At 72.1% G+C, this 22175-nt stretch carries 24 protein-coding genes; 20 read left to right on the forward strand and 4 right to left on the reverse strand.

The features are described from left to right. The first annotated feature begins 7 nt into the window (after positions 1-7). Entirely contained in the window at positions 8-364 is a 357-nt protein-coding gene (locus tag ACIPYW_RS12720; RefSeq protein WP_400414070.1) for a PRC-barrel domain-containing protein, read from the forward strand. 117 nt (positions 365-481) lie between these two features. Beyond that, positions 482-1528, forward strand: coding sequence for an SGNH/GDSL hydrolase family protein (locus ACIPYW_RS12725; RefSeq protein WP_400414072.1), 1047 nt, complete (start codon positions 482-484; stop codon positions 1526-1528). An 18-nt stretch (positions 1529-1546) separates the two neighbouring features. Here ACIPYW_RS12725 and ACIPYW_RS12730 read toward each other — a convergent pair whose 3' ends face one another. Beyond that, complete coding sequence (locus ACIPYW_RS12730) at positions 1547-2395, reverse strand: universal stress protein (protein WP_400414075.1); 849 nt, start codon at positions 2393-2395, stop codon at positions 1547-1549. Positions 2396-2645: 250 nt separating this feature from the next. Here ACIPYW_RS12730 and ACIPYW_RS12735 point away from each other — a divergent pair, with 250 nt between their 5' ends. The 3 genes from ACIPYW_RS12735 (at position 2646) to ACIPYW_RS12745 (ending at position 6890) form a co-directional block, all read left to right on the forward strand. Beyond that, positions 2646-3107 carry an NUDIX domain-containing protein gene (locus ACIPYW_RS12735; RefSeq protein WP_400414078.1) on the forward strand — a complete coding sequence of 154 codons (462 nt, stop codon included), beginning with the start codon at positions 2646-2648 and terminating at the stop codon, positions 3105-3107. A 118-nt stretch (positions 3108-3225) separates the two neighbouring features. Next, positions 3226-5244: a collagen binding domain-containing protein gene (locus ACIPYW_RS12740; protein WP_400414080.1), complete on the forward strand. Its 2019-nt coding sequence runs from the start codon at positions 3226-3228 to the stop codon at positions 5242-5244. Positions 5245-5513: 269 nt separating this feature from the next. Continuing rightward, positions 5514-6890 carry an MFS transporter gene (locus ACIPYW_RS12745; RefSeq protein WP_400414083.1) on the forward strand — a complete coding sequence of 459 codons (1377 nt, stop codon included), beginning with the start codon at positions 5514-5516 and terminating at the stop codon, positions 6888-6890. Between the two features lie 12 nt (positions 6891-6902). Here ACIPYW_RS12745 and ACIPYW_RS12750 read toward each other — a convergent pair whose 3' ends face one another. Then, positions 6903-7826, reverse strand: a complete 924-nt coding sequence (locus ACIPYW_RS12750; protein WP_400414086.1) for a hypothetical protein — start codon at positions 7824-7826, stop codon at positions 6903-6905. Between the two features lie 92 nt (positions 7827-7918). Between ACIPYW_RS12750 and ACIPYW_RS12755 the strand changes: the two genes are divergently transcribed. After that, positions 7919-8137 (forward strand): hypothetical protein, encoded by a 219-nt coding sequence (locus tag ACIPYW_RS12755; RefSeq protein WP_290131763.1) that lies wholly within the window; start codon positions 7919-7921, stop codon positions 8135-8137. On the opposite strand, the gene yidC is transcribed toward ACIPYW_RS12755, so the two are convergent. Continuing rightward, a complete protein-coding gene (gene yidC, locus ACIPYW_RS12760) occupies positions 8134-8883 on the reverse strand; it encodes a membrane protein insertase YidC (RefSeq protein ID WP_400414088.1) in 750 nt (249 codons plus the stop codon). The two genes, ACIPYW_RS12755 and yidC, sit on opposite strands and share 4 nt — an antisense overlap. A 56-nt stretch (positions 8884-8939) precedes the next feature. Beyond that, a complete protein-coding gene (locus ACIPYW_RS12765) occupies positions 8940-9236 on the reverse strand; it encodes a DUF6412 domain-containing protein (protein ID WP_400414091.1) in 297 nt (98 codons plus the stop codon). A 66-nt stretch (positions 9237-9302) separates the two neighbouring features. On the opposite strand from ACIPYW_RS12765, the gene ybaK reads away from it, so the two are divergent. From ybaK to yajC, 14 genes are all read left to right on the forward strand, one after another. Further along, a complete protein-coding gene (ybaK, locus tag ACIPYW_RS12770; protein ID WP_290131760.1) occupies positions 9303-9788 on the forward strand; it encodes a Cys-tRNA(Pro) deacylase in 486 nt (161 codons plus the stop codon). Between the two features lie 113 nt (positions 9789-9901). After that, positions 9902-12556 carry an ATP-dependent Clp protease ATP-binding subunit gene (locus tag ACIPYW_RS12775; protein ID WP_400414094.1) on the forward strand — a complete coding sequence of 885 codons (2655 nt, stop codon included), beginning with the start codon at positions 9902-9904 and terminating at the stop codon, positions 12554-12556. A gap of 171 nt (positions 12557-12727) precedes the next feature. Continuing rightward, positions 12728-12850 (forward strand): hypothetical protein, encoded by a 123-nt coding sequence (locus ACIPYW_RS12780; protein WP_400414097.1) that lies wholly within the window; start codon positions 12728-12730, stop codon positions 12848-12850. Between the two features lie 335 nt (positions 12851-13185). Continuing rightward, complete coding sequence (locus tag ACIPYW_RS12785; RefSeq protein WP_290131757.1) at positions 13186-13419, forward strand: hypothetical protein; 234 nt, start codon at positions 13186-13188, stop codon at positions 13417-13419. A gap of 88 nt (positions 13420-13507) precedes the next feature. Next, a complete protein-coding gene (locus ACIPYW_RS12790; RefSeq protein ID WP_400414100.1) occupies positions 13508-14050 on the forward strand; it encodes an adenine phosphoribosyltransferase in 543 nt (180 codons plus the stop codon). A 135-nt stretch (positions 14051-14185) separates the two neighbouring features. Next, positions 14186-16222 (forward strand): threonine--tRNA ligase, encoded by a 2037-nt coding sequence (gene thrS, locus ACIPYW_RS12795; RefSeq protein WP_400414102.1) that lies wholly within the window; start codon positions 14186-14188, stop codon positions 16220-16222. Beyond that, positions 16222-16875, forward strand: coding sequence for an HIT family protein (locus tag ACIPYW_RS12800; RefSeq protein WP_400414105.1), 654 nt, complete (start codon positions 16222-16224; stop codon positions 16873-16875). The genes thrS and ACIPYW_RS12800 overlap by 1 nt, the downstream gene beginning before the upstream one ends. A 12-nt stretch (positions 16876-16887) precedes the next feature. Continuing rightward, positions 16888-17808, forward strand: coding sequence for a pyridoxal 5'-phosphate synthase lyase subunit PdxS (pdxS, locus tag ACIPYW_RS12805; protein WP_175350594.1), 921 nt, complete (start codon positions 16888-16890; stop codon positions 17806-17808). Then, complete coding sequence (pdxT, locus tag ACIPYW_RS12810; protein WP_400414108.1) at positions 17798-18403, forward strand: pyridoxal 5'-phosphate synthase glutaminase subunit PdxT; 606 nt, start codon at positions 17798-17800, stop codon at positions 18401-18403. The genes pdxS and pdxT overlap by 11 nt, the downstream gene beginning before the upstream one ends. 157 nt (positions 18404-18560) lie before the next feature. Then, positions 18561-19328 carry a YebC/PmpR family DNA-binding transcriptional regulator gene (locus ACIPYW_RS12815; RefSeq protein WP_290131753.1) on the forward strand — a complete coding sequence of 256 codons (768 nt, stop codon included), beginning with the start codon at positions 18561-18563 and terminating at the stop codon, positions 19326-19328. Positions 19329-19330: 2 nt separating this feature from the next. Then, positions 19331-19996 carry a crossover junction endodeoxyribonuclease RuvC gene (gene ruvC / locus ACIPYW_RS12820; protein WP_400414111.1) on the forward strand — a complete coding sequence of 222 codons (666 nt, stop codon included), beginning with the start codon at positions 19331-19333 and terminating at the stop codon, positions 19994-19996. Next, entirely contained in the window at positions 19993-20613 is a 621-nt protein-coding gene (ruvA, locus tag ACIPYW_RS12825; RefSeq protein WP_290131751.1) for a Holliday junction branch migration protein RuvA, read from the forward strand. The genes ruvC and ruvA overlap by 4 nt, the downstream gene beginning before the upstream one ends. Then, positions 20610-21641, forward strand: coding sequence for a Holliday junction branch migration DNA helicase RuvB (gene ruvB / locus ACIPYW_RS12830; protein ID WP_400414113.1), 1032 nt, complete (start codon positions 20610-20612; stop codon positions 21639-21641). The genes ruvA and ruvB overlap by 4 nt, the downstream gene beginning before the upstream one ends. 102 nt (positions 21642-21743) lie before the next feature. Then, positions 21744-22142 carry a preprotein translocase subunit YajC gene (gene yajC / locus ACIPYW_RS12835; protein ID WP_400414115.1) on the forward strand — a complete coding sequence of 133 codons (399 nt, stop codon included), beginning with the start codon at positions 21744-21746 and terminating at the stop codon, positions 22140-22142. Positions 22143-22175: the final 33 nt, after the last annotated feature.

Here is a 22175-nt window from a genome sequence, read left to right on the forward strand (position 1 = left end):
AACGACCGTGTTCGAAGCCGCGAACATCCGGGACTGGATCGGCCTGCCGGTCGTGGACCAGTCCGAGGAGAAGATCGGGACGCTCGAGAGCATCTACTACGACACGGCGACCTCCGACCCGGCGTTCGGTGCCGTGACCACGGGGCTCGTCGGCTTCCAGAAGCTCGTGTTCGTCCCGCTCACCGGTGCTCTCGTCGCCCCGAAGCACCTCGTCGTCGCGTTCCCGAAGAAGCTCGTGAAGGACGCGCCGTCGATCGCGACGGACGGTGAGCTCGACGCCGCGGTCGAGCCGGGCCTGTACGAGCACTACGGGCTGACCTACCAGACGGGCAGCAACGGCGAGCGACGACTCGGGCGGCGCTGAGGGGCACGCCGCGGGTGACGCCGAGGACGAGCCGCTAACCTGGGCGCTCCGTCCGCCCGTTCTCGTCCGCCCGTCCCGTCCCCGCCGGAGGTCCCCCTGTCCCGCTCGGTCCGCCCGGTGTCCGCAGCCGTCCTGGCCCTGATCGCTGCGGTCTGCGTCCTCGTGACGACCGGCGTGGCGCCGGGGCACTCGGCCGCCGAGGCCGCGCCGTCGTGGCCGCAGCCGCAGCCGTTCCCGGTGTCGTCGGACCCGCCCGAGCGACTCGCCGACGTCCCGCCCGGGAGCGAGTACGTGGCACTGGGGGACTCGTACTCGGCCGGGTACGGGCTCGACGACCCGAGTCACCTGCCGACGAACGCCTGCGGGCAGTCCGCCCGCGACTACCCGCACCGGATCGCGCAGCGCTTCGGGCTGCAGCTCACCGACGTCACGTGCGGCGGCGCGACGAGCGACGACGTCACCTCGGGCTTCCAGTTCAGGGGTGTCCCGCCGCAGATCCGTGCACTGTCCGCGTCGACGCGGCTCGTCACGCTGACCATCGGCGGCAACGACGCCGACCTCTTCGGCACGGCCGCGTCGTGCTTGGCACTCAGCGCGAAGGGGCCGGTGTTCTCCGGACGCGATGCCCCGTCGTGCGAGAGCACCCTCGTCCACGACGGCGAGGACCAGCTCGCCACGAAGATCGCCTCCCGGGTCGCGCTCGGCGTCGCGGACACGCTCGCTCGCGTGCAGGAGGCTGCGCCGAACGCCGTCATCGTGTTCCTGGGCTACCCGGCGATCTTCCCCGACGCGGAGCACACGCCGGCGAAGGGCTGCTTCCGTGCGGCGGTGGACCTCGGGACGCTCGCGGGCTCGTTCCCGACCGACACGTACCCGTTCACCGACACCGACGTCGTGTACCTGCACGGCGTCCAGGAGCAACTCGACGACGTGTCCGCCGAGGCCGCCCGTGCCGCCGGGGTCCGGTTCGTCGACGTGTTCGCGGACACGCAGGCGCGGTCCGCTTGCGCGACGAAGCGGCCCTACGTCTCCGGGGTGTCGCTCGACGGCGCGAGCAACCTGCAGCGCATCGACCTCGAGCCGGGCGCCCTGCACCCGAACGAGCGCGGTGTCGCCTACCTGACGGACCGGGTCGCGTCGGCCGTGCGGGACCTCGCCGGCTGACCGACGGCCCGGCCCGGGTCACGCGGTCGCTTCGCGCTCCTCGGCGGCGGCGTGCGCGGTCGGTGGGACGACGCACACCGGCGACACCGCCTCGCGGAGCACGTCGTGCAGAACCGAACCGGAGAGGGCGTGGACGTGGCCCTGCCCGAGCACGACGAGCGACGCCGTGCGCGAGTGCGCCGCGATCGCGTGACCGGGGTGTCCCTCGACCAGCAGCGGGTGGATCCGCAGGTGCGGGTACCGCCGCCGCAGTTCGGCCGTCACCCGGTCGAGCAGTTCGGCGTTCCGCGCGCGCCAGCGCATCGGATCCTCGGCGAAGTCGGTGAGGCCGGTCCGGGTGAGGACGGGCATCTCCCACGCCCGGAGCACGGTCAGCCGCCGGTGCCGCCGCTCTGCTTCGTCGACCGCGATCGCGACCGCCCGTTCGTCGAGCGGCTCCTCGACCGCGAGGACGACGTCGCCGTCGATCGGGTGCGGCCCGTCCGGCACGACGACCGTGGGTACCGGCGCGCGCTCCGCCACCCGGGCCGGCCCTGATCCCACCGTCGTCCCGCGGCGGCTCCGCCACGATCCGACCACCAGGAGGTCACCCTCGTCGGACGCTGTCACGAGCGCGTTCACGAACGACCCCGCGTGCCGGTCGACCACGACCTCGACGCCGGGCAGAGCCGTTCGTGCGGCGTCGGCGAGCGCATCGGCGACCCGCTTGCCGTCCGCGCGGACACGGCCCTCCTGCGCCGGGTCGACGCCGATCACCCGGACCCGTTCGATGCCGGTCCCCGACCTGCCGGCGACCCACCGCAGCGCCTGCTCGTGGGGCCTCGCCGCGTCCGCTGCCAACGTCACCGTCGACCACCGTTCGTCCATCCCGATCGACCTCCTCGTGCCGGTGTCGGGGCGTCTGTCGGCGCTCCTTGGCCGCGGAGCGTACTCCCGCGTGCGCAGCGCCGGCTGCACGCTCCCTGCGGTTCCTCCGAGGTGTCGCGCCACCGGTCGCGGGCGCACACCGGGCCGGACAGGAGGCACGAGGCGGGCCGGCACCGTGCCTCCCGGGCGGATCGCCGCACACTGCGTGACCGCACCGACAGGTGTGCCGCGCGCTGCGTAGCCTCGAGGCGTGCGCACGAGTGCCGGACTCCTCCTCCACCGCGCCGGGCCGACCGGCACGGAGGTCTTCGTCGCGCACATGGGCGGGCCGTTCTGGCAGCGTCGCCCGCGGTCGTGGTCCATCCCGAAGGGCGAGGTCGAGCCGGGTGAGGACCCGCTCGCGACGGCGCGGCGGGAGTTCGCCGAGGAGATCGGGTCCGCCGCTCCCGACGGTGACGTCGTCGACCTCGGGGAGCACCGGCAGTCCGCCAAGGTCGTGCGGGTGTTCGCCCTGCACGCGCCGCACTTCGAGGTCGCCGGGGTCGTGAGCAACACGGTGCGGCTCGAGCTCCCGCGCGGTTCCGGTCGGTTCGTGGAGGTGCCGGAGGTCGACGCCGCGCGTTGGATGCCCGTCGACGAGGCTCGGGAACTGCTCGTCCTCGGACAGCTCTCGGCCCTCGACGCCCTGGTCCGCGCGGTCCGATCCGCGTAACGGGCAGGTGGCGATCCGGACGGAGTTCGCGCTCGCTGGATAGCCTGAGCGAACGTCGAGATTGCGACGTCTGGTGCAGGGACCAGGACAGCACGAGCAGGGGAGCACGATGCGGCGCTTGCGCACCGTCACGGCGGCACTGACCGCCCTCGCACTCGGAGGGGGACTCGCGCTCGTCGGCGCGTCGTCGGCCTCCGCCGAACCGGCCGGACACTGGGGGACGTTCACCCTCGCCGGTCAGGCCCGGGACTACTCCGGCACCATGACCCTGCCGGGGTTCCCGGCGACCACCTTCGAGTCGAACGCCCGCCAGGCGACCGTGATCAGCGGGAACTCGACCTGGCAGGGGCCGAACACCGGTCCCGGTGCGGCCTACGGCTCGAGCCGTGGGAACACCTACCTGAACCAGCGGCCGCTCGCCGATGCCGCCGGCCAGCCGTCGGTCACGACGTACACCTTCGCGACGCCGACGCCCGGAGCGAGCAGCTGGTCGTTCGTCCTCGGTGACGTCGATGCCGACCGGGTGACGATCGCAGCGACGACCCAGGGCGGGGGAACCGCGACCGCGGCCGACCTCGGCTTCTCCGGCGTGTACAACTCCTGCTCGGCCTCCACCGCCGGTGGATGGTCCTGCCCGTCCGACCCGGACGGCACCACCGGACGGGACGTCCCGAGCTGGGACGGGCCGTCGCTGACGCTCGCCGGCAACGCGGGCTCCGTCGACACCTCGGGCGCCACCGCGTGGTTCACGCCCACCGTGCCGCTCACGAGCCTCACGCTCACGTTCGAGCGTCGCAGCGGCTTCCCCGTCTACCAGACGTGGTTCGCGAACCGCACCGCGGCGATCACCGGCACCGCCACGCTCGACGGCGCGCCGATCCCCGGTGCGACCGTCACGGTCGAGGCACCCCGCGGCACCCTGTACACGACGACGACCGCGGCCGACGGCACCTACGCGTTCCCGGAGCTGCCGGTCATCAACGACTACACGGTGTCCATCACGCCGCCGCCCGGAGCCACCGGAGCAGCGTCGGTGACGGGTGTCTCGCTGAACGGGGTCCCCGGGGGTGAGGACCGGGTCGTGCCCTTCGCGTTCACGTCGCCCGCGGGCACGACGTCGATCATCGGCCAGGTCGTCGACACGGCCGGCAACCCCGCGGCGGACGTCCCGGTGGTCATCACCGACCCCAATGCGACGACCCCGATCACGACGATCACCAACGACGAGGGCTACTACACCGCCTCCGGCCTGTCGCCGGACACGGCGGTCACCGTCGCTGTGGACGGCGCCGACCCCGTGCGGGTCACGACGGGCCAGGCAGCTCCGGCGGCCCCGACCCGGCCCCGGCCGATCGAGACCGACGCGGTCAGCACGGTCACCGGCGTGGTCCGGCTCGACGGCACTCCCCAGGCCGGCGTCACGGTCGACCTCCTCGACGGTGCCGGCACGGTGGTCGCCACGACGGTCACCGATGCCGACGGCAGGTACTCGTTCACGACCGTGGACGGCACGTACACGGTGCGCTCGGCCCTCCCGGCACCGGGTGCGACGGGAGCGACGGCGAGCAACGCGGTGACACTGGTGGGCGGTGGCCCGGCCCAGACCCGTGACTTCGCGTTCGTCACGCCGCCTGCTCCGGAGGCCGTCGTCACCAGCGCGAACGGCCGCGTGGTCGACACGAACGACGCACCGGTCGCCGGTCGCACCGTGACGGCAACCCCCGCCGAGGCCGATGCAGGCGAGCCGGTGACCGCGACCACGGGCACCGACGGCCGCTACACGCTCCAGGGGCTCAACCCCGCGACCGACTACACGGTCACGGTGTCCGGGAGCACCGCCACGGTGGACTTCACCTCCGGCCCCGACGCGGGGGCCGTGGTGACCGTCGACGACCTCGTCGTCGCTGCCGCCGCGACCCCGAGCCCCACCCCGACGGCGACGCCCACCGCGAGTGCCGCCCCGACGACCGCACCGGTCGCCGCCACGGGCTCCGGTCCAACGTCGGGCGCCCTCGCCTACACGGGTGCGGACCTCGGCCCGGGGCTGGTCGCCGCCGGCGTGCTCGTGCTCCTCGGCGCGGGCCTGTTGACGTACCGCTCCGTGCGGCACCGTCGCCGGACGCACCTCCACGACTGACACCTGTCGCGCAACGGGGTGGGACCGCTCGGTCCCACCCCGTTCGTCGTTCCGGGAACAAACCCCGGACCGACGCCGTTGGAGCGCTCCGAGGAAGTTCTCAGCGGTAGCCCCTCGCGCACCTCGAGTGCATCGTGCAACACTGGAGGAGCGCACTCGCCGTGGAGTCGTACCCACAACACCATCCACAGCTCGAGCGCGCAGCTCCTCGTCGTCCCGGACGTCGTTTCGCCGTGCGCTCGGACGTCCCCAGCGAGGAGGTCAGCCCCGTGTCCACCACCACCACCCGAACCTCGGCCGTGCCGGCACACACGCGGCCGATCACCGTCACGACGGGCTCGATCGTCGGCATCGCCGTGCTCGGGCTCGCGACGTTCTTCGCCATCACCACCGAACTCATGCCGGTCGGGCTGCTCGGCACCATGAGCCGTGACCTCGGCGTCTCCGAGTCCACGATGGGCGTGGTCGTCACCGTGTACGCCGCAGCCGTGGCCCTGCTCGCGCTGCCGCTGACGTCCTTCACGGCACGGCTGCCCCGGAAGACCGTGCTCGTCGCGACGCTCGTCGGCTACGCGGTGTCGAACCTCATGGTGGCGCTCGCGCCGTCCTTCGCCGTGGTGTGCGCCGGCCGGGTCGTCGGCGGCGTCGCCCACGCGCTGTTCTTCTCGGTGGCGTCGGCGTACGCCACCCGCATCGTGCCGCCGCGCCTCGCGGGCCGCGCGATCGCGTTCGTGTACTCGGGCAGCTCGCTCGGCTTCGTGCTGGGCGTGCCGATCGCCACGTGGGTCGCACAGACCATCGGCTGGCGTCCGGCCGTCGGTTCGGTCGCCGTGGCGTCGGCCGTGCTCGCCGGCGTCGCGCTGGCGTTCCTCCCGGCCGTCCGCGGTGCGTCGTCGCCGCACATCGGCTCGCCGCGTGCCTGGGCGCGCACCGGTCTGCTCTCGGTCGTCGTCGCGGACCTGCTGCTGTTCGCGGGGCACTACGTCGTCTACACGTACATCGGCCCGTACGCGATCGACGCCGGGCTCGACGCGCACCTCGTCTCCGGTGCCCTGCTCGTCCTCGGGGCCACCGGGGTCGTCGGGCTCTGGATCGCCGGGCTCTTCGTCGACCGTGCGCCCCGCCAGACCCTCATCGTCGCCGTCGCCGTGATGGCCGCCGCGTTCGCCGTGCTGCCGTTCGTGCACGGGTCGCTCGTCGGCACCATGGCGGTCGCCGGTGTCTGGATGGCGGCGAACGGCACGACCGGCACCCTGTTCATGGCGGCCGCGATCCGGACCGGGGGTGTGTCGCCCGACATCGCCGGCGCCCTCGTCAACGGCGCGTCGAACATCGGCATCGCCGGGGGAGCGGCGCTCGGTGGCCAGGCCCTCGGCGTGGTGGGACTGCAGTGGATGCCGTTCGCCGGCGGTGCGGTCCTGCTCGCCTCGCTCGGGGTCGTCGTCGCGGCACGCAAGGGCTTCCCGGTGCACTCGCACGCGCAGGAGCACCTGTCGACCTCGTCGATCGAAGCCATCACGTCGTCCCTCGCCGTCGTCACGACGTCGGTCCCGACGATCAGCCGGGCGATCCAGACCCTCACGGGGTCGGTCGCCGTCGTCACCGGCGCGGTCCGCACCCACCGCTCCGGCGAGCCGACCGCCTAGCGCGAGCGGTGCTCAGTACGAGTCGGTGACCGTGCCCTGCACCCCGCCACCGCGCAACCAGAGGGTCAGCGTCCCGCTCCTGGACTGCGCGGACAGGGACACCGAGCCGTGCAGCGCGTCCTCCCTCGGGTAGCAGGCCGTCGACGACTCGATCCGGTCGGCCGTCGCCACGAGGCAGATGGTCGAACGGTCGGTACCGACCCCCGCCCAGACGTTCCACGGCGTCTCCAGGTCGCCGCCGTCGAGGGCCCGGTTCGTGAAGATCAGCCGGGTGCTGTGCAGGCTCACCGGCGCGTCGACGGGACCCGGGAGCTGGTCCGCGTAGGTCTGCGGCACGTCGAGCAACTGCTCCAGCGTCACGGTGCCCGCCGTCGGCGTGATGCTCGGCGCCGCGGGCATCGACGGCCGCGCCGTCCCGACGACCGTGCCGGCCGCGAACGCCACCCCGACGGCGGCGGCCGCGCCGAGCGCGATCCACACGCGGGGGCGGCGGGTCCACAGCAGGTCGTGGACGCGTCGGCGCCACCCTGCCTGGAGGCTCGCCCCGCCGCCGTCATCCGTCGTCGCCGCCGCCTCGGGGTCGGCCGACGCCACGGTCGCCGGCGGCACCGTCGGTCCGGAGGCGACCACTCCGGAGGCAGCCGCTCCCGAGCCGGGGTCGCCACGTCGGTCGACGGCGGGGGCGTCACCGGCCCGAGCGGCAGCCACCTCCGGGGCGTTGGCGGTCCCGTGCTCCGGGAGTGCCACCGGCTCGGCGGTCCGCCCGCCCCCGCACTCCGCGGGTGTTTCGGCGGACGACGGCCGCCGTGGCAGCCGGCCCGCGGCGAGGTCCTGGAGCGCGATGCGTGCGCGAGCGGCCTCCGCGGGTGTCGAGTCGGCACCCCACGCCACGGCTTCGAGCCGCGCTCGCTCCTTCGCCAGGTCGTCGTCGGCCATGCGTACTCCCGTTCCGGGTCCTGCTGCCCGCCCCATGGTCGCACTCGGGCGGCGACCGTGTTCACCCAGTGCGCGAGGAGTACCCAGGAGCGATGACCAGCTCCGCGAACGACCAGCCCCGTCCGGCCGACGACGAGACCCTCGAGCCGCTCAGCCACGACACCCAGTCCGGCGAGGCCGACTACGTCGCGACGAGCCCGGGCGGGACCGGCACCGAACGCCACGTGCCGACCGCCGACGAGGAACAGGGCCGCGGCACCGAGTACGACCCCGTCGACCAGGGCCCGCAGCAGGAGGGGCAGGGCGGCTAGCCGGCGGCACGCTCCAGCGCCCGTCGGAGCACCGCGCGCTCTCCGAGTGCCCACGCGGCACTCGTGACGACGTACAGCGCCGCGGCGAGGGGCGCGACCGCGGCGAACACGACCGTGACGAACGGCGCCACCCGCGCGACGGACGCCGCGACGGCGGCACCGGGGACGCTCGGGTCCGTGGGCTCCACGGGGTTCCACCGGAGGTTCGCGCGCCGGGTCGCCTCCACCACGAGCGCGAGGACGGCGAGCAGGACGAGCACGACCCAGGCGTGCACCCAGAGCGGTGAGGCGAGCGTGACCACGAGCGAGTGCGCCAGCGGCACGCCGACGAACGTCGCCTCGAGCAACGTGTTCGCCACGCCCCCGATCGTCGCGTGCGTGAAGAGGGTGTACAGGAGCGACACCACCGGGGCCTGCGCGAGCACCGGCAGGCACCCGGCGAGCGGCGACACCCGTTCGGAGGTGTAGAGCTCCTGGACGGCGCGCTGGAGTCGCTCGCGGTCCCGTCCGTACCGGCGACGCAGTTCGGCGAGCTGCGGCGCGAGGCGGCGTCGATCGCGCTCGGCTCGCACCTGCAGGACGGACAACGGCACGAGCAGCACGCGGACGGCGAGGGTGAGGGCGACGACGGCGAGCGCCGCGGCGAACGACCCGGCGAAGGGTTGGAAGCAGCCCGTGAGGGCGGTGAGCAGGTCGGCGCCGGCGTGCAGGAGCGTGCCGACGACGGGCAGGGTGGTGAGGTCCACGGGGGTCCGATCGGTCGAGGTGGAGGGGTCGCGGAGCGGTCCGACCACCGACGTGGTCAGACCGGTGCGACGACTCCGGGTGCCCTCGGTCGCGCGTGACCGTCCGCGTCCGGGTGCGACGACGCGATGTCCGTCCGGAGCACGGCCCACGCGGCGTGGTCGACCACGGTGCCGGGCGGGGGCGTGGCGAGCACGCCGGCGACGATCGCGGTGAGGACCACGACTGCGACGACCGCGGCACTGCCGAGTGCCGTGACGACGACCGCGGGGAGCAGGTCGCCCGCTCCCGTCGCCACGGGCGCCCCCGCGCCGAGCACGGCGACGAGGCGCAGCAGGAACTCGACGACGACCATGGTGCGTTCAGCGTAGCGTCCGCGCGCCGCCCCGGTCCGGCGTCCGGTGAGCGGCATGATCGCGGCATGACCGCTGCATCGCCGAGCACCCCCGCGACGGTCGCACTGGACCGCGCGGGCGTGCCGTACACGCCGCACGTGTACGAGCACCACGAGACCGCCACGAACTTCGGGGAGGAGGCTGCCGCCGCCCTCGGGCTTCGTGAGGAGCAGGTGTTCAAGACCCTGGTGGTGTCGGTGGACGGCGCCCTCGCCGTGGCCATCGTGCCGGTCGCGAACCGCCTCGACCTCAAGGCGATCGCCGCGGCCGTCGGCGGCAAGAAGGCCACGCTGGCCGACCCGGCACTCGCCGAGAAGCGCACCGGCTACGTGGTCGGCGGCATCAGCCCCGTCGGGCAGAAGACCGCACTCCGGACCGTGCTCGACGAGTCGGCGCTGGCGTACGACAGCATCTTCGTGTCCGGTGGACGCCGGGGCTTCGACATCGAGCTCACCCCCGCGGACCTCGTGCGGGTCACGGACGCGATCGCGAAGCCCATCGCCCGGACTTGAGTCGGCACCGACCTGAGCCGAGTCGCCGCAAGTTCCTCCCCGGACCGGGAATGGTCCGCCCGCCTCTGCGTTGCATTGAGTCGAAGGCACTCAAGTCCAACCAGGAGGCACCCTTGCCAGAGACGTTCGGCCCCGCCGGCAGCGACTCGTTCGACGAGTTCCTCGCGCGGCTCATCGCGGCGCAGCAGACCGGTCAGCAGCGGCCGGTCCCGTTCGGACGCCCCGTCGACATCACGCGGCTGCTCAGCCGTCGCACCCACCAGCTGCTCCAGCGCACCGCCGAGTACGCGACCGAGCAGGGCCAGCACGAGATCGACGCACTGCACCTGCTGCACGTCCTCGTCCGGACCGATCCGTTCACCGCGGTCGTCCGCCGGGCCGGCGCCGACCCGGAGCGCCTCGCCGACGAGGTCGAGCAGCGGCTGCCCGCACCGTCCGACGACGACGCACTGACCGAGGGTCGCCCGGCACTGACCGGCACCGCCCAGCGGATCCTGCTCGAGGCGACCCAGGCCGCCAAGGGCTTCGGCAGCACCTACACGGACCCGGAGCACGTCTTCTTCGCACTCGTCATGGACCAGGACACCGTGACCGGACAGCTCCTCGCGAGCGCCGGTGTCACCCCGCAGGTGATGCAGGAGTACGCGGCGGAGGCGTCGGCTGCGGCTCGGGCGGGACGCCCGGCGCCCGGCATGACCTCGGACGGCGGAGGCGCCGAGCAGAGCTCCACGCCGACGCTCGACCAGTACGGCACCGACCTCACGGCCCGTGCCCGCGACGGACGCATCGACCCGGTGATCGGTCGAGCGGACGAGATCGAGCAGACGGTCGAGATCCTGCTCCGCCGCACGAAGAACAACCCCGTCCTCATCGGCGAACCCGGCGTCGGCAAGACCGCGATCGTCGAGGGACTCGCGCAGCGCATCGTGGACGGTGACGTCCCGGCGCTCCTGCAGGGCAAGCGCGTCGTGGCGATCGACCTGCCCGGCATGCTCGCCGGTGCCCGGTACCGCGGGGACTTCGAGGAGCGCCTCACGAAGGTCGTGGACGAGATCGCCGAGCACGCGGACGAGCTCATCGTCTTCGTCGACGAGCTGCACACGCTCGTGGGCGCCGGCGGTGGTGGCGAGGGCGGTTCGATGGACGCCGGCAACATCCTCAAGCCGCGCCTCGCGCGCGGCGACCTGCACATGGTCGGCGCGACGACCCTGAACGAGTACCGCCGCATCGAGAAGGACGCCGCGCTCGAGCGTCGCTTCCAGCCGGTGACCGTGGGGGAGCCGAGCGTCGAGGACGCCGTCGCGATCCTCACGGGCCTCGCACCTCGCTACGAGGAGCACCACGACGTGACCTACACGCCCGAGGCGCTCCGCGCGGCCGTCGAGCTGTCGCACCGCTACGTGACGGACCGGCACCTGCCCGACAAGGCCATCGACCTCGTCGACCAGGCCGGTGCCCGCCGCCGGCTCGCGCTGTCCGGCGACGTGGACGTGGAGGCGCTGCGCGTCGAGATCGCCGCGCTCAGCGCGTCCAAGGACGCTGCCGTGGCGGAGGAGCACTACGAGGAGGCGTCGCGCCTGCGCGACCAGATCGACGGCCTGGAGGCCCGGATCACCGCCGCCTCGGAGGCGGGCGCGAGCCGCGCTCCCCACCGGCACGGCCGCGACGCCGCTGACGCGTCGCCGCGGGACCGGCGGCGTGGGCCCACCAGTCCGGAACCGGGTGACCGGCAGATCACGGAGGCCGACATCGCCAGCGTGGTCTCCCGCGCCACCGGCATCCCGGCGACACGCCTGAGCCAGGGCGACCGCTCCCGCCTGGCCGTCCTCGAGGACGAGTTGCACGAGCGCGTCGTCGGTCAGGACGACGCCGTGCAGGCGATCGCCCGCGCAGTTCGGCGCAGTCGGACCGGCATGGGCGACCCCCGTCGACCGGTGGGCAGCTTCCTGTTCCTCGGACCGACCGGCGTCGGCAAGACCGAACTCGCGAAGGCGCTCGCGTCCTCGCTGTTCGGCGACGAGTCGGCCATGCTCCGCTTCGACATGAGCGAGTTCGGCGAGCGGCACACGGTCTCGCGGTTGGTCGGTGCCCCTCCCGGGTACGTCGGTTACGACGAAGCCGGGCAGCTCACCGAGCGCGTCCGTCGGAACCCGTACTCGGTGATCCTGCTCGACGAGGTCGAGAAGGCCCACCCGGACGTCTTCAACCTGCTGCTGCAGGTGCTCGACGACGGCCGACTGACCGACGGCCAGGGTCGCACGGTCGACTTCCGGAACACGGTCGTGATCATGACGTCGAACATCGGGTCCGAGTTCCTCGCGTCGCGCTCCGGCGCCCTCGGGTTCTCGGCGGTCGGGGCTGCGGAGGGCTTCGCGGAGGACGACCTGCGTGCCCGGGTGATGGGCAAGCTCCGTGAAGCGATGCGGCCGGAGTTCATCAACCGCATCGACGAGATCGTGCTGTTCCGCAAGCTGACGTCGTCACAGATCTCGTCGATCGTGGCGCTCCTGCTGGAGGACACCGCGCTCCGGCTGCTCGGCCAGGGCATGACCCTGTCGGTCTCCGACGAGGCCGTCGCCTGGCTCGCTGAGCACGGCTACGAGCCCGAGTACGGTGCCCGCCCGCTCCGTCGGCTGATCCAGCGCGAGGTCGACGACCGGATCGCGACCCTCGTGGTGGCCGGGACGGTCCGGAGCGGCGACACGGTCCGCGTGGACGTGGCGGACGGTGTGCTCACCGTGACCGCAGCCCAGCCCGCCGAGGTCTGATCCCGCTCTCTTGGTCGCCTGAACGGCCCGGTGTCTGCACGACACCGGGCCGTTCTGTCGTTGTCGGCGAACAATTCCGAAGCATTTTCGTGGAAATGCTTGCGCGGACATTCCCGGTGTGGATAGTGTTCACGAGCACCGTTCAGCACGAGACCGAGAGGGGGCGAGACCATGATGATCACCACCATCACGACGCACCGCACGACGCCGTTCACCGGCACTGTGCCGTTCACCGGCACCGCGCCGTTCCGTGGCATCACCGGACTCTTCGGCACCCCTGTCCGGGTCCGCTGACCGGAAGCGTCCGCTCCTCCGCACGCCCGCGCTGACAGCGCTGCCGAGCCTCCCGCTCGCGGTCGCTGCCCGTGACGCCCGTCACCCGTACCGCTGTGAGCGGTCCGGGTGCTGCGTCCCGGGGGACGCGTCGGTCGACGACGGTGGCCGACCGGACGCCCTCGCCATCGCCACGCATTCCTGAATGCATTCCGACGCATTCTTCCGACATCGCGCACTGCGCCGGTGCGGTGGTTCGTCGTGCATTCATCCGTCATTTCATCCGGCCCGCACACGGGTCGTTCCGTCGCGCCCGGAAGACGTCCGGGCGACCATCCAGTAGGGGATCCACCACCATGTCCACGAAGACCTCCACTCGTCCTCCCGATACCCGTGCGGTGCGCCGTCGGGTCTCGCTGCCCGACCGCATCGCCCTCCGGGTCGGCCTCTGGCTGATCCTGTGGAGTCGGCGCACCACGCCCGTCCGGGTGTCGGTCGACTTCGAGACCCGCCAGCGGATCGAGCGTGAGCAGCGCGACAGCCAGTTGCGGTTGCTGCTGCAGAGCGGCGCCATGCAGCTCTGGCGCTGAGCGACGTGCTGACCTCCCAGCGCCCCGGCTTCCCGGCCGGGGCGCTGGGAGGTCCGGCCGACCGCCGCCACTGCCGTACCGTTGTGCGGTGACCGAAACCGCAGCTGCCCTCGTCGACCGACTCACCGCGATCGTGCCGGACTTCCCGAAGCCGGGGATCCTGTTCCGCGACGTCACGCCCGTGTTCTCTGACCCGGTGGCGTTCGGCCGGGTGTGTGAGGCGCTCGCGGCACCGTTCGCCGTGGGTGAGGGCTTCCAGGCCGTCGCCGGCATCGAGGCCCGTGGCTTCGCCCTCGCCGGGGGCATCGCCGCGCAGCACCAGGTCGGCGTCCTGACCGTCCGCAAGGCCGGGAAGCTCCCCGGCGAGGTACTCAGCGAGCAGTACGCCCTCGAGTACGGCGAGGCCGAGCTCGAGCTGCGCCCCGGTCAGCTGCCGCAGGGCACCCGCGTGCTCGTCGTCGACGACGTCCTCGCGACCGGCGGCACCGCGGCCGCGACGATCACGCTCCTGGAGCGCGCCGGCTACGAGGCCATCGGCTTCGCCGCGCTGCTGGAGCTCGACGGCCTCGCGGGCCGCGAGCGGGTCGGGGCCCGTGTCCCGGTGACCACGCTCGGCACCGTCCCGGCCTGACGGAACCGCACCGCGCCTCCAGGCCGTTCCTGCACACCCGCACGCGCCCCCGGCACGCTCCACAGGCGGGCCGCGCCGCGGTCGCGGCGCACTAGTCTTGACGCACCCCTGAACCAATCGAGGAGCACCACGATCGTGACCGAGTCAGTCGCAGCGCCCGCCGACGGCGCCGAGCCCGCAGACCTTCCCCAGGCACCCGAGCCCCGCACCGCGACGACGACCACGACCGGCACGGAGCTGTTCGACGGAGTCCGCGGCGTGGTCGCGATCCGCGTCGCCGGGGTGCTGAAGGACCTCGACGCCGAGGTGCACGAGGGTGACCTCGTCGAGCCCGTCACCCTCGACGAGCAGGACGGCCTCGACATCCTCCGCCATTCCGCCGCGCACGTGCTCGCGCAGGCCGTGCAGCAGATCAACCCCGACGCGAAGCTCGGCATCGGACCGCCCGTGACGGACGGCTACTACTACGACTTCGACGTCGCCGACCCCTTCACGCCGGAGGACCTCAAGGCGATCGAGAAGGGCATGGACCGGATCATCCGGCAGGCCCAGCGCTTCCGTCGCGTCGTCGTGACCGACGAGGAAGCCCGTGAGCGCATGGCGGGGGAGCCCTACAAGCAGGAGCTCATCGGCCTCAAGGGCGCCGCCGACGCCGGTGACTCGGGCGAGAGCGTCGAGGTCGGTGCCGGCGAGCTCACGGCGTACGAGAACGTCGACCCGAAGACCGGCGAGGTCGTGTGGCAGGACCTCTGCCGCGGTCCGCACGTCCCGCACACCCGGTGGATCGGCAACGCGTCCAAGCTCATGCGCGTCGCGGCGGCGTACTGGCGCGGCTCGGAGAAGAACCCGCAGCTGCAGCGTGTGTACGGCACCGCGTGGCCCGACAAGGACCAGCTGAAGGCGTACCTGGTCCGGCTCGAGGAAGCTGCGAAGCGCGACCACCGCAAGCTCGGTGCCGAGCTCGACCTCTTCTCGTTCCCGGACGAGATCGGCTCCGGCCTCGCGATCTTCCACCCGAAGGGCGGCATCATCCGCCGCGAGATGGAGGACTACTCGCGTCGCCGGCACGAGCAGGAGGGCTACTCGTTCGTCTACACGCCGCACATCACCAAGGGCGACCTGTTCGAGCAGTCGGGTCACCTCGGCTGGTACAAGGACGGCATGTTCCCGGCCATGCACATGGACGAGGCACGTGACGAGGACGGCAACGTCACCCGTCAGGGCGCGGACTACTACCTCAAGCCGATGAACTGCCCGATGCACATCCTCGCGTACCGCTCACAGGCCCGCTCCTACCGCGACCTGCCGCTCCGGATGTTCGAGTTCGGCACGGTGTACCGCAACGAGAAGTCCGGCGTGATCCACGGCCTCACCCGCGTCCGGGGCATGACCCAGGACGACGCCCACATCTTCACCACGCAGGAGAAGATGAAGGAGGAGCTCACCACGACCCTCGAGTTCGTGCTCTCGCTCCTGCGCGACTACGGCCTCGACGACTTCTACCTCGAACTCTCCACGAAGGACCCGGAGAAGTACGTCGGCGACGACGAGGTGTGGGAGGTCGCGACGAACACCCTGCGAGAGGTCGCCGAGGAGTCCGGGCTCGAGCTCGTGCCCGACCCCGCCGGCGCGGCGTTCTACGGCCCGAAGATCTCCGTGCAGGCGCGGGACGCCATCGGCCGCACCTGGCAGATGTCCACCGTCCAGCTCGACTTCAACCTGCCGGAACGGTTCGAGCTCGAGTACACCGCGCCCGACGGATCCCGCCAGCGCCCGGTGATGATCCACCGTGCCCTGTTCGGTTCGATCGAGCGGTTCTTCGGCGTCCTCACCGAGCACTACGCCGGCGCGTTCCCGGCGTGGCTGTCCCCGGTGCAGGTCGTCGGGATCCCGGTCGCGGCGGAGTACGGCGACTACCTCGACGAGGTCATCGCGAAGCTCCGGTCGCACGGCGTCCGCGCCGAGGTCGACCACTCCGACGACCGCATGCAGAAGAAGATCCGCACGCACACCAAGGCGAAGGTGCCGTTCCAGCTCATCGCGGGCGGCGACGACCGCGACGCCGGAGCCGTGTCGTTCCGCTTCCGCGATGGGCGGCAGGACAACGCCGTGCCGGTCGACGAAGCGGTCGAGCGCATCCTGACCGCGATCCGCGACCGCGCGCAGGTCTGATGGACCAGGAGCGGCCGGGAGGCACCGAGCACGTCCCCGGAACCGGCCACGTCGCCGACGTGGCCGGTTCCGCGGCCCCCGGCACGGGTTCCGGAGACGACCTGCTGGTGATCCGCGACGCCGCGACCGGCGCCGCTGTGCCGGATGCCTTCCAGCGCCTCTGGAACCCGCACCGGATGGCGTACATCGACGCCGGGCGCGAGGGCCGGGGCCGCGGCCACGAGGACGACTGCCCGTTCTGCGAGGCACCCCGCAAGTCCGACGAGGACGCCCTCATCGTCGCCCGCGGGGAGCACGCCTACGTGCTGCTCAACCTGTTCCCGTACAACAACGGCCACCTGCTCGTGTGCCCCTACCGGCACGTGCCGCTGTACGACGAGGCCACGTCGGACGAGATCCGCGAGATGGGTGAGCTGACGCAGACGGCCATGCGCGTCCTGCGTGCGGTCTCGCACTGCGACGGCTTCAACATCGGCATGAACCAGGGCGAGGTCGCGGGGGCCGGTGTGGCCGGGCACCTCCACCAGCACATCGTCCCGCGGTGGCAGTCCGACTCGAACTTCTTCCCGATCATCGCGCGCACGAAGTCGATGTCGCAGCTGCTCGGCGAGACCCGCCGACTCGTCGCGGAAGGGTGGTCCGCGGAGCACTAGACTGTCGGCATCATGAGCGACAGCAGCAGCACCCCGAGCACCCCCGGCACCTCGATCACCGGCTCCGACCGCGTCAAGCGCGGCCTCGCGGAGATGCTCAAGGGCGGCGTCATCATGGACGTCGTCGACGCCGAGCAGGCTCGCATCGCCGAGGAAGCCGGCGCCACCGCCGTCATGGCGCTCGAGCGCGTCCCCGCCGACATCCGGGCACAGGGCGGCGTCGCCCGCATGTCCGACCCGTCCATGATCGAGGAGATCATCGCCGCGGTGTCGATCCCCGTCATGGCGAAGGCCCGCATCGGACACTTCGTCGAGGCGCAGGTGCTGCAGGAGCTCGGCGTCGACTACATCGACGAGTCCGAGGTGCTCTCGCCCGCCGACTACGTCAACCACATCGACAAGTGGAACTTCACCACCCCCTTCGTCTGCGGTGCGACCAACCTCGGTGAGGCCCTCCGTCGCATCACCGAGGGCGCGGCCATGATCCGCTCAAAGGGCGAGGCCGGCACCGGCGACGTGTCCGAGGCCACCAAGCACATCCGCACGATCAACAAGGAGATCGCTGCCCTCCGGCACCTCAAGGAGGACGAGCTCTACGTCGCCGCGAAGGAGCTCCAGGCGCCGTTCGACGTCGTCAAGGAGGTCGCGCAGACCGGCAAGCTCCCCGTTGTGCTCTTCACAGCGGGTGGCGTGGCCACCCCGGCCGACGCCGCGATGATGATGCAGCTCGGCGCGGACGGCGTCTTCGTCGGCTCCGGCATCTTCAAGTCGGGCGACCCGGCCAAGCGCGCGGCCGCGATCGTCAAGGCCACGACCTTCCACGACGACCCGAAGGTCATCGCCGAGGTCTCCCGCGGGCTCGGCGAGGCCATGGTGGGCATCAACGTCGCCGACGTCCCCGCGCCGCACCGCCTGGCCGAGCGTGGCTGGTAGTCCGACGGCGCATCCGCGCATCGGCGTCCTCGCGCTCCAGGGCGACTTCCGCGAGCACATCGCGTCGCTGACCGAACTCGGCGCCGACGTCGTGCCGCTCCGCCGTCCGGAGGAGATCGCGTCGCTCGACGGCGTGGTCGTCCCCGGCGGCGAGTCGAGCGTCATGGACAAGCTCTCGCGTGCGTTCGGTGTCGCGGAGCCGCTGGCCGACGCCATCCGCGGTGGTCTCCCCACATACGGGACCTGCGCGGGCATGATCATGCTCTCGTCGCGCATCGCCGCGGGCATCCCGGGGCAGCAGACCCTCGGCGTGCTCGACACGACCGTGCGGCGGAACGCGTTCGGCAGCCAGAACGACTCGTTCGAGATCGACATCCCCATGCCGGAGCTCGGTGAGGCCCCGGTGCACGCCGTGTTCATCCGCGCACCCGTGGTCGAGGAGCACGGCCCAGGGGTCGAGGTCCTCGGGGCGCTCCCGGACGGCCAGGTCGTCGCCGTGCAGCAGGGCAACGTGATCGCCAGCGCGTTCCACCCCGAGGTCGCGGGGGAGGACCGGTTCCACCGGCGCTTCCTCGACCTCGTCCACAGTGCTTGATGCAACCAGTGCCTGACCCGACCAGTGCCTGACCCGACCAACCTGGTGGTTCCCTCGACCGGCCACGTGCTGTCCACAGCACCAGCGCGCCGGACCGACACCGTGCCTCCCGGCTCGGTAGACTGACCAGGATCTTCCGCAAGACGCAAGGAGCACCGTGTCCGGGCATTCCAAGTGGGCAACGACCAAGCACAAGAAGGCGGTCATCGACCAGCGCCGTGCCAAGTCGTTCGCCAAGCTCATCAAGAACATCGAGGTCGCCGCGAAGATGGGCGGCGCCGACCTGTCGGGGAACCCGACCCTGGTCGACGCCGTGCAGAAGGCGAAGAAGACCTCGGTGCCGAACGACAACATCGACCGCGCCATCAAGCGCGGTGCCGGTCTCACCGGTGAGTCGATCGAGTACACGACGATCATGTACGAGGGCTACGGCCCGAACGGCGTCGCGATGCTGATCGAGTGCCTCACGGACAACAAGAACCGCGCCGCGGCCGAGGTCCGGACGGCGATGTCGCGCAACGGTGGCACCATGGCCGACCCGGGCAGCGTCGCGTACAACTTCTCCCGCAAGGGCGTGATCTCGGTCACGAAGACCGACGGCCTCGACGAGGACACCGTGATGGGTGCCGTGCTCGACGCCGGTGTCGAGGACGTCATCGACCAGGGCGGCGGCTTCGAGGTCATCACCGAGGCGACCGACCTCGTCGCGGCCCGCACGGCCCTGCAGGACGCCGGGATCGACTACGACTCGGCCGACGCCGAGTTCGTCCCGGGTCTCAAGGTCCCGGTCGACGCCGAGACCGCCCGCAAGGTGTTCCGGCTGATCGACGCGCTCGAGGACTCGGACGACGTGCAGAACGTCTACTCGAACTTCGACATCCCCGCGGACGTCCAGGCCGAGCTCGACGAGGACGAGGGCGAGTAGCCGTGCTCCGGGTGCTCGGGGTCGACCCCGGGCTCACCCGGTGCGGCGTCGGCGTGGTCGAGGTCGCACCGAACCGGCGTGCCCGGCTCGTGCACGTGACCGTCGTCCGGACACCGGCGGACATGGCGCTCGAGCAGCGCCTCCTCCGGATCGCGGACGGCATCGCCGCCGAGATCGACGAGCACCGTCCGCAAGCGGTCGCCGTCGAGCGGGTCTTCGCGCAGGCGAACGTCCGCACCGTGATGGGCACCGCGCAGGCGGCGGGCCTGGCACTGCACGCGGCGGCGGCACGCGGCCTGCCGGTCGGGCTGCACACCCCGTCCGAGGTCAAGGCGGCGATCACCGGGTACGGCAACGCCGACAAACGACAGGTGCAGACGATGGTCGCCGCCGTGCTCGGCCTCGCCGAGGCGCCGAAGCCCGCGGACGCCGCGGACGCCCTCGCCCTCGCGGTGTGCCACGCCTGGAGGCTCGGATCGCCCGACCAGGTCGGGTCCGGTCCGTCGTCGCTCACCCCGGCGCAGCGTGCCTGGCGGGACGCGCAGCAGGGCTCCGGCGCCGACTCGCCCCTGGCCCGCGCGGCGGCCGCTGCAGCGCGTGGCGGCTCGCGCGGCGTCGCGCGTGGTGCGGGGGCAACGTCGGTGGGCGGCCCTAGGCTCGGAGCATGATCGCGAGTCTCCGGGGCACCTGCATCGACGTCGCCGGATCGAGCGTGGTGATCGAGGTCGGGGGAGTCGGGTACGCCGTCACCGTCACGCCCGCGCACGCCCTGACGATGCGCCACGGGGCCGAGGTCTTCGTGCGCACCGCGATGATCGTGCGCGAAGACGAACACCTCCTGTTCGGTTTCGAGACGACCGACGCGCTCCGCGTGTTCGACCTCCTCCGCAGCGTGTCCGGTGTGGGGCCGAAGTCCGCCCTCGGGGTGCTCGCCCACCTGGACCCGGGGCAGATCGCCACCGCCGTCGCGAACGAGGACGACGCTGCGTTCCGCAAGGTGTCCGGCATCGGTCCGAAGACCGCGAAGCTCATCACCGTCGCCCTGGCCGGCAAGCTCGCCGCGTTCGAGCAGCCCACCGCGGCGGCCGCCGGGTCGACGCCCGGTGCGCACCCCGCGTCGGAGGACGTCGTCGTCGCCCTCGTCGGCCTCGGCTGGCGTGAGGACGCGGCGCGCGCTGCGGTCGACGCCGTCGTCACCGAGGACCCGGCCGCCGCGACGTTCGGTACCCAAGCGCTCCTCCGCGCCGCGCTCGGGGCCCTCCGACCGGCCGGAGCGGGCCGATGAGCGGCATCACGGCCGCCGGCGCGGAGTCGCAGGAGGAACTCGCCTTCGAAGGCGCCCTCCGCCCCCGTTCCCTCGACGAGTTCGTCGGACAGCGCAAGGTGCGCGGTCAGCTCGACCTGCTGCTCAAGGCGGCGGCGATGCAGGAGCGCACACCCGACCACACCCTGATGGCGGGGCCGCCCGGACTCGGCAAGACCACCCTCGCGATGATCGTCGCGCACGAGTCCGGCCGGCCGCTGCGGATGTCGAGCGGTCCAGCGATCCAGCACGCCGGCGACCTCGCAGCCGTGCTCTCGTCACTGGTGCCGGGTGAAGTCCTGTTCATCGACGAGATCCACCGCATGGCACGGTCGGCGGAAGAGATGCTCTACCTCGCGATGGAGGACTTCCGGATCGACGTCATGGTCGGCAAGGGGGCCGGCGCGACGAGCATCCCGCTCGACCTCGCACCGTTCACGCTGGTCGGCGCGACGACCCGGGCCGGCCTGTTGCCGAACCCGCTGCGCGATCGCTTCGGCTTCACCGCCCACCTCGAGTTCTACGAGAAGGACGAGCTGGAGCAGGTACTCATCCGCGCCGCGCACCTGCTCGAGCTCGACATCGACCGCTCCGCCCTGCGCGAGATCGCCGGGCGCTCCCGGGGCACCCCGCGCATCGCGAACCGGCTGCTCCGACGCGTCCGCGACTTCACGCTGGTCCACCGCCCCCGCGACGGCATGGCCGCGGTGCAGGGCGCCCTCGAGCTGTACGACGTCGACGAACTCGGCCTCGACCGACTCGACCGGGCCGTGGTCGAGACGATGCTGACCCGGTTCGACGGCGGGCCCGTGGGGTTGAACACGCTCGCGGTGTCCGTCGGTGAAGAATCCGAGACGATCGAGTCGGTCGTCGAGCCGTTCCTCGTCCGGCTCGGTCTCGTCACCCGCACCCCTCGCGGTCGGATCGCGACGCCGCAGGCATGGCGGCACTTCGGCATGACGCCGGGGCAGTCGAGCGCCGGTCCCGCGCTCTTCGGCGACGGCGACTGAACCCCCACGGACCGAGCAGCCCTCGAGCGCACACGTCGCCCAGCATCGAGTGCCCTAGACTGCTACGGCCCGAAACCGAGCAACCAGAGAAGGCATCGCATCATGGGTCAAGAAGTCATCCTCATCGTCATCGTCGTGGCGTTCGCGGCCTTCATGTTCTACAACAGCCGGAAGCGCAAGAAGCAGCAGGCGGAGCTCGCCACCAAGATGGTCCCGGGCGCGCAGGTCATGCTGTCCTTCGGCCTCTACGGCAAGCTCCTCTCGGTCGATGACGAGAAGGTCACCGCCGAGGTCGAGGTCGCCCCGGGGACGATCGTGACCGTGCACCGCCAGACGCTCTCCCGCGTCGTGGACGCGACCGCCGACGACGTCGACACCGCCGTCACGCCGGAGGACGAGCCGAAGCACGTCACCGAGCTCAACGGCCAGCCGGTCGTCGACGATCAGGCCCCGGCCTACGGTGAGCGCTCCGACGAGCCGAACCGCAAGAACGACAACTGATGTTCTGGGCTGTCGGGTCGTGAGGCCCGGCAG

The sequence above is a fragment of the Curtobacterium sp. NPDC089689 genome (assembly GCF_044749145.1).
Classification (GTDB): domain Bacteria; phylum Actinomycetota; class Actinomycetes; order Actinomycetales; family Microbacteriaceae; genus Curtobacterium.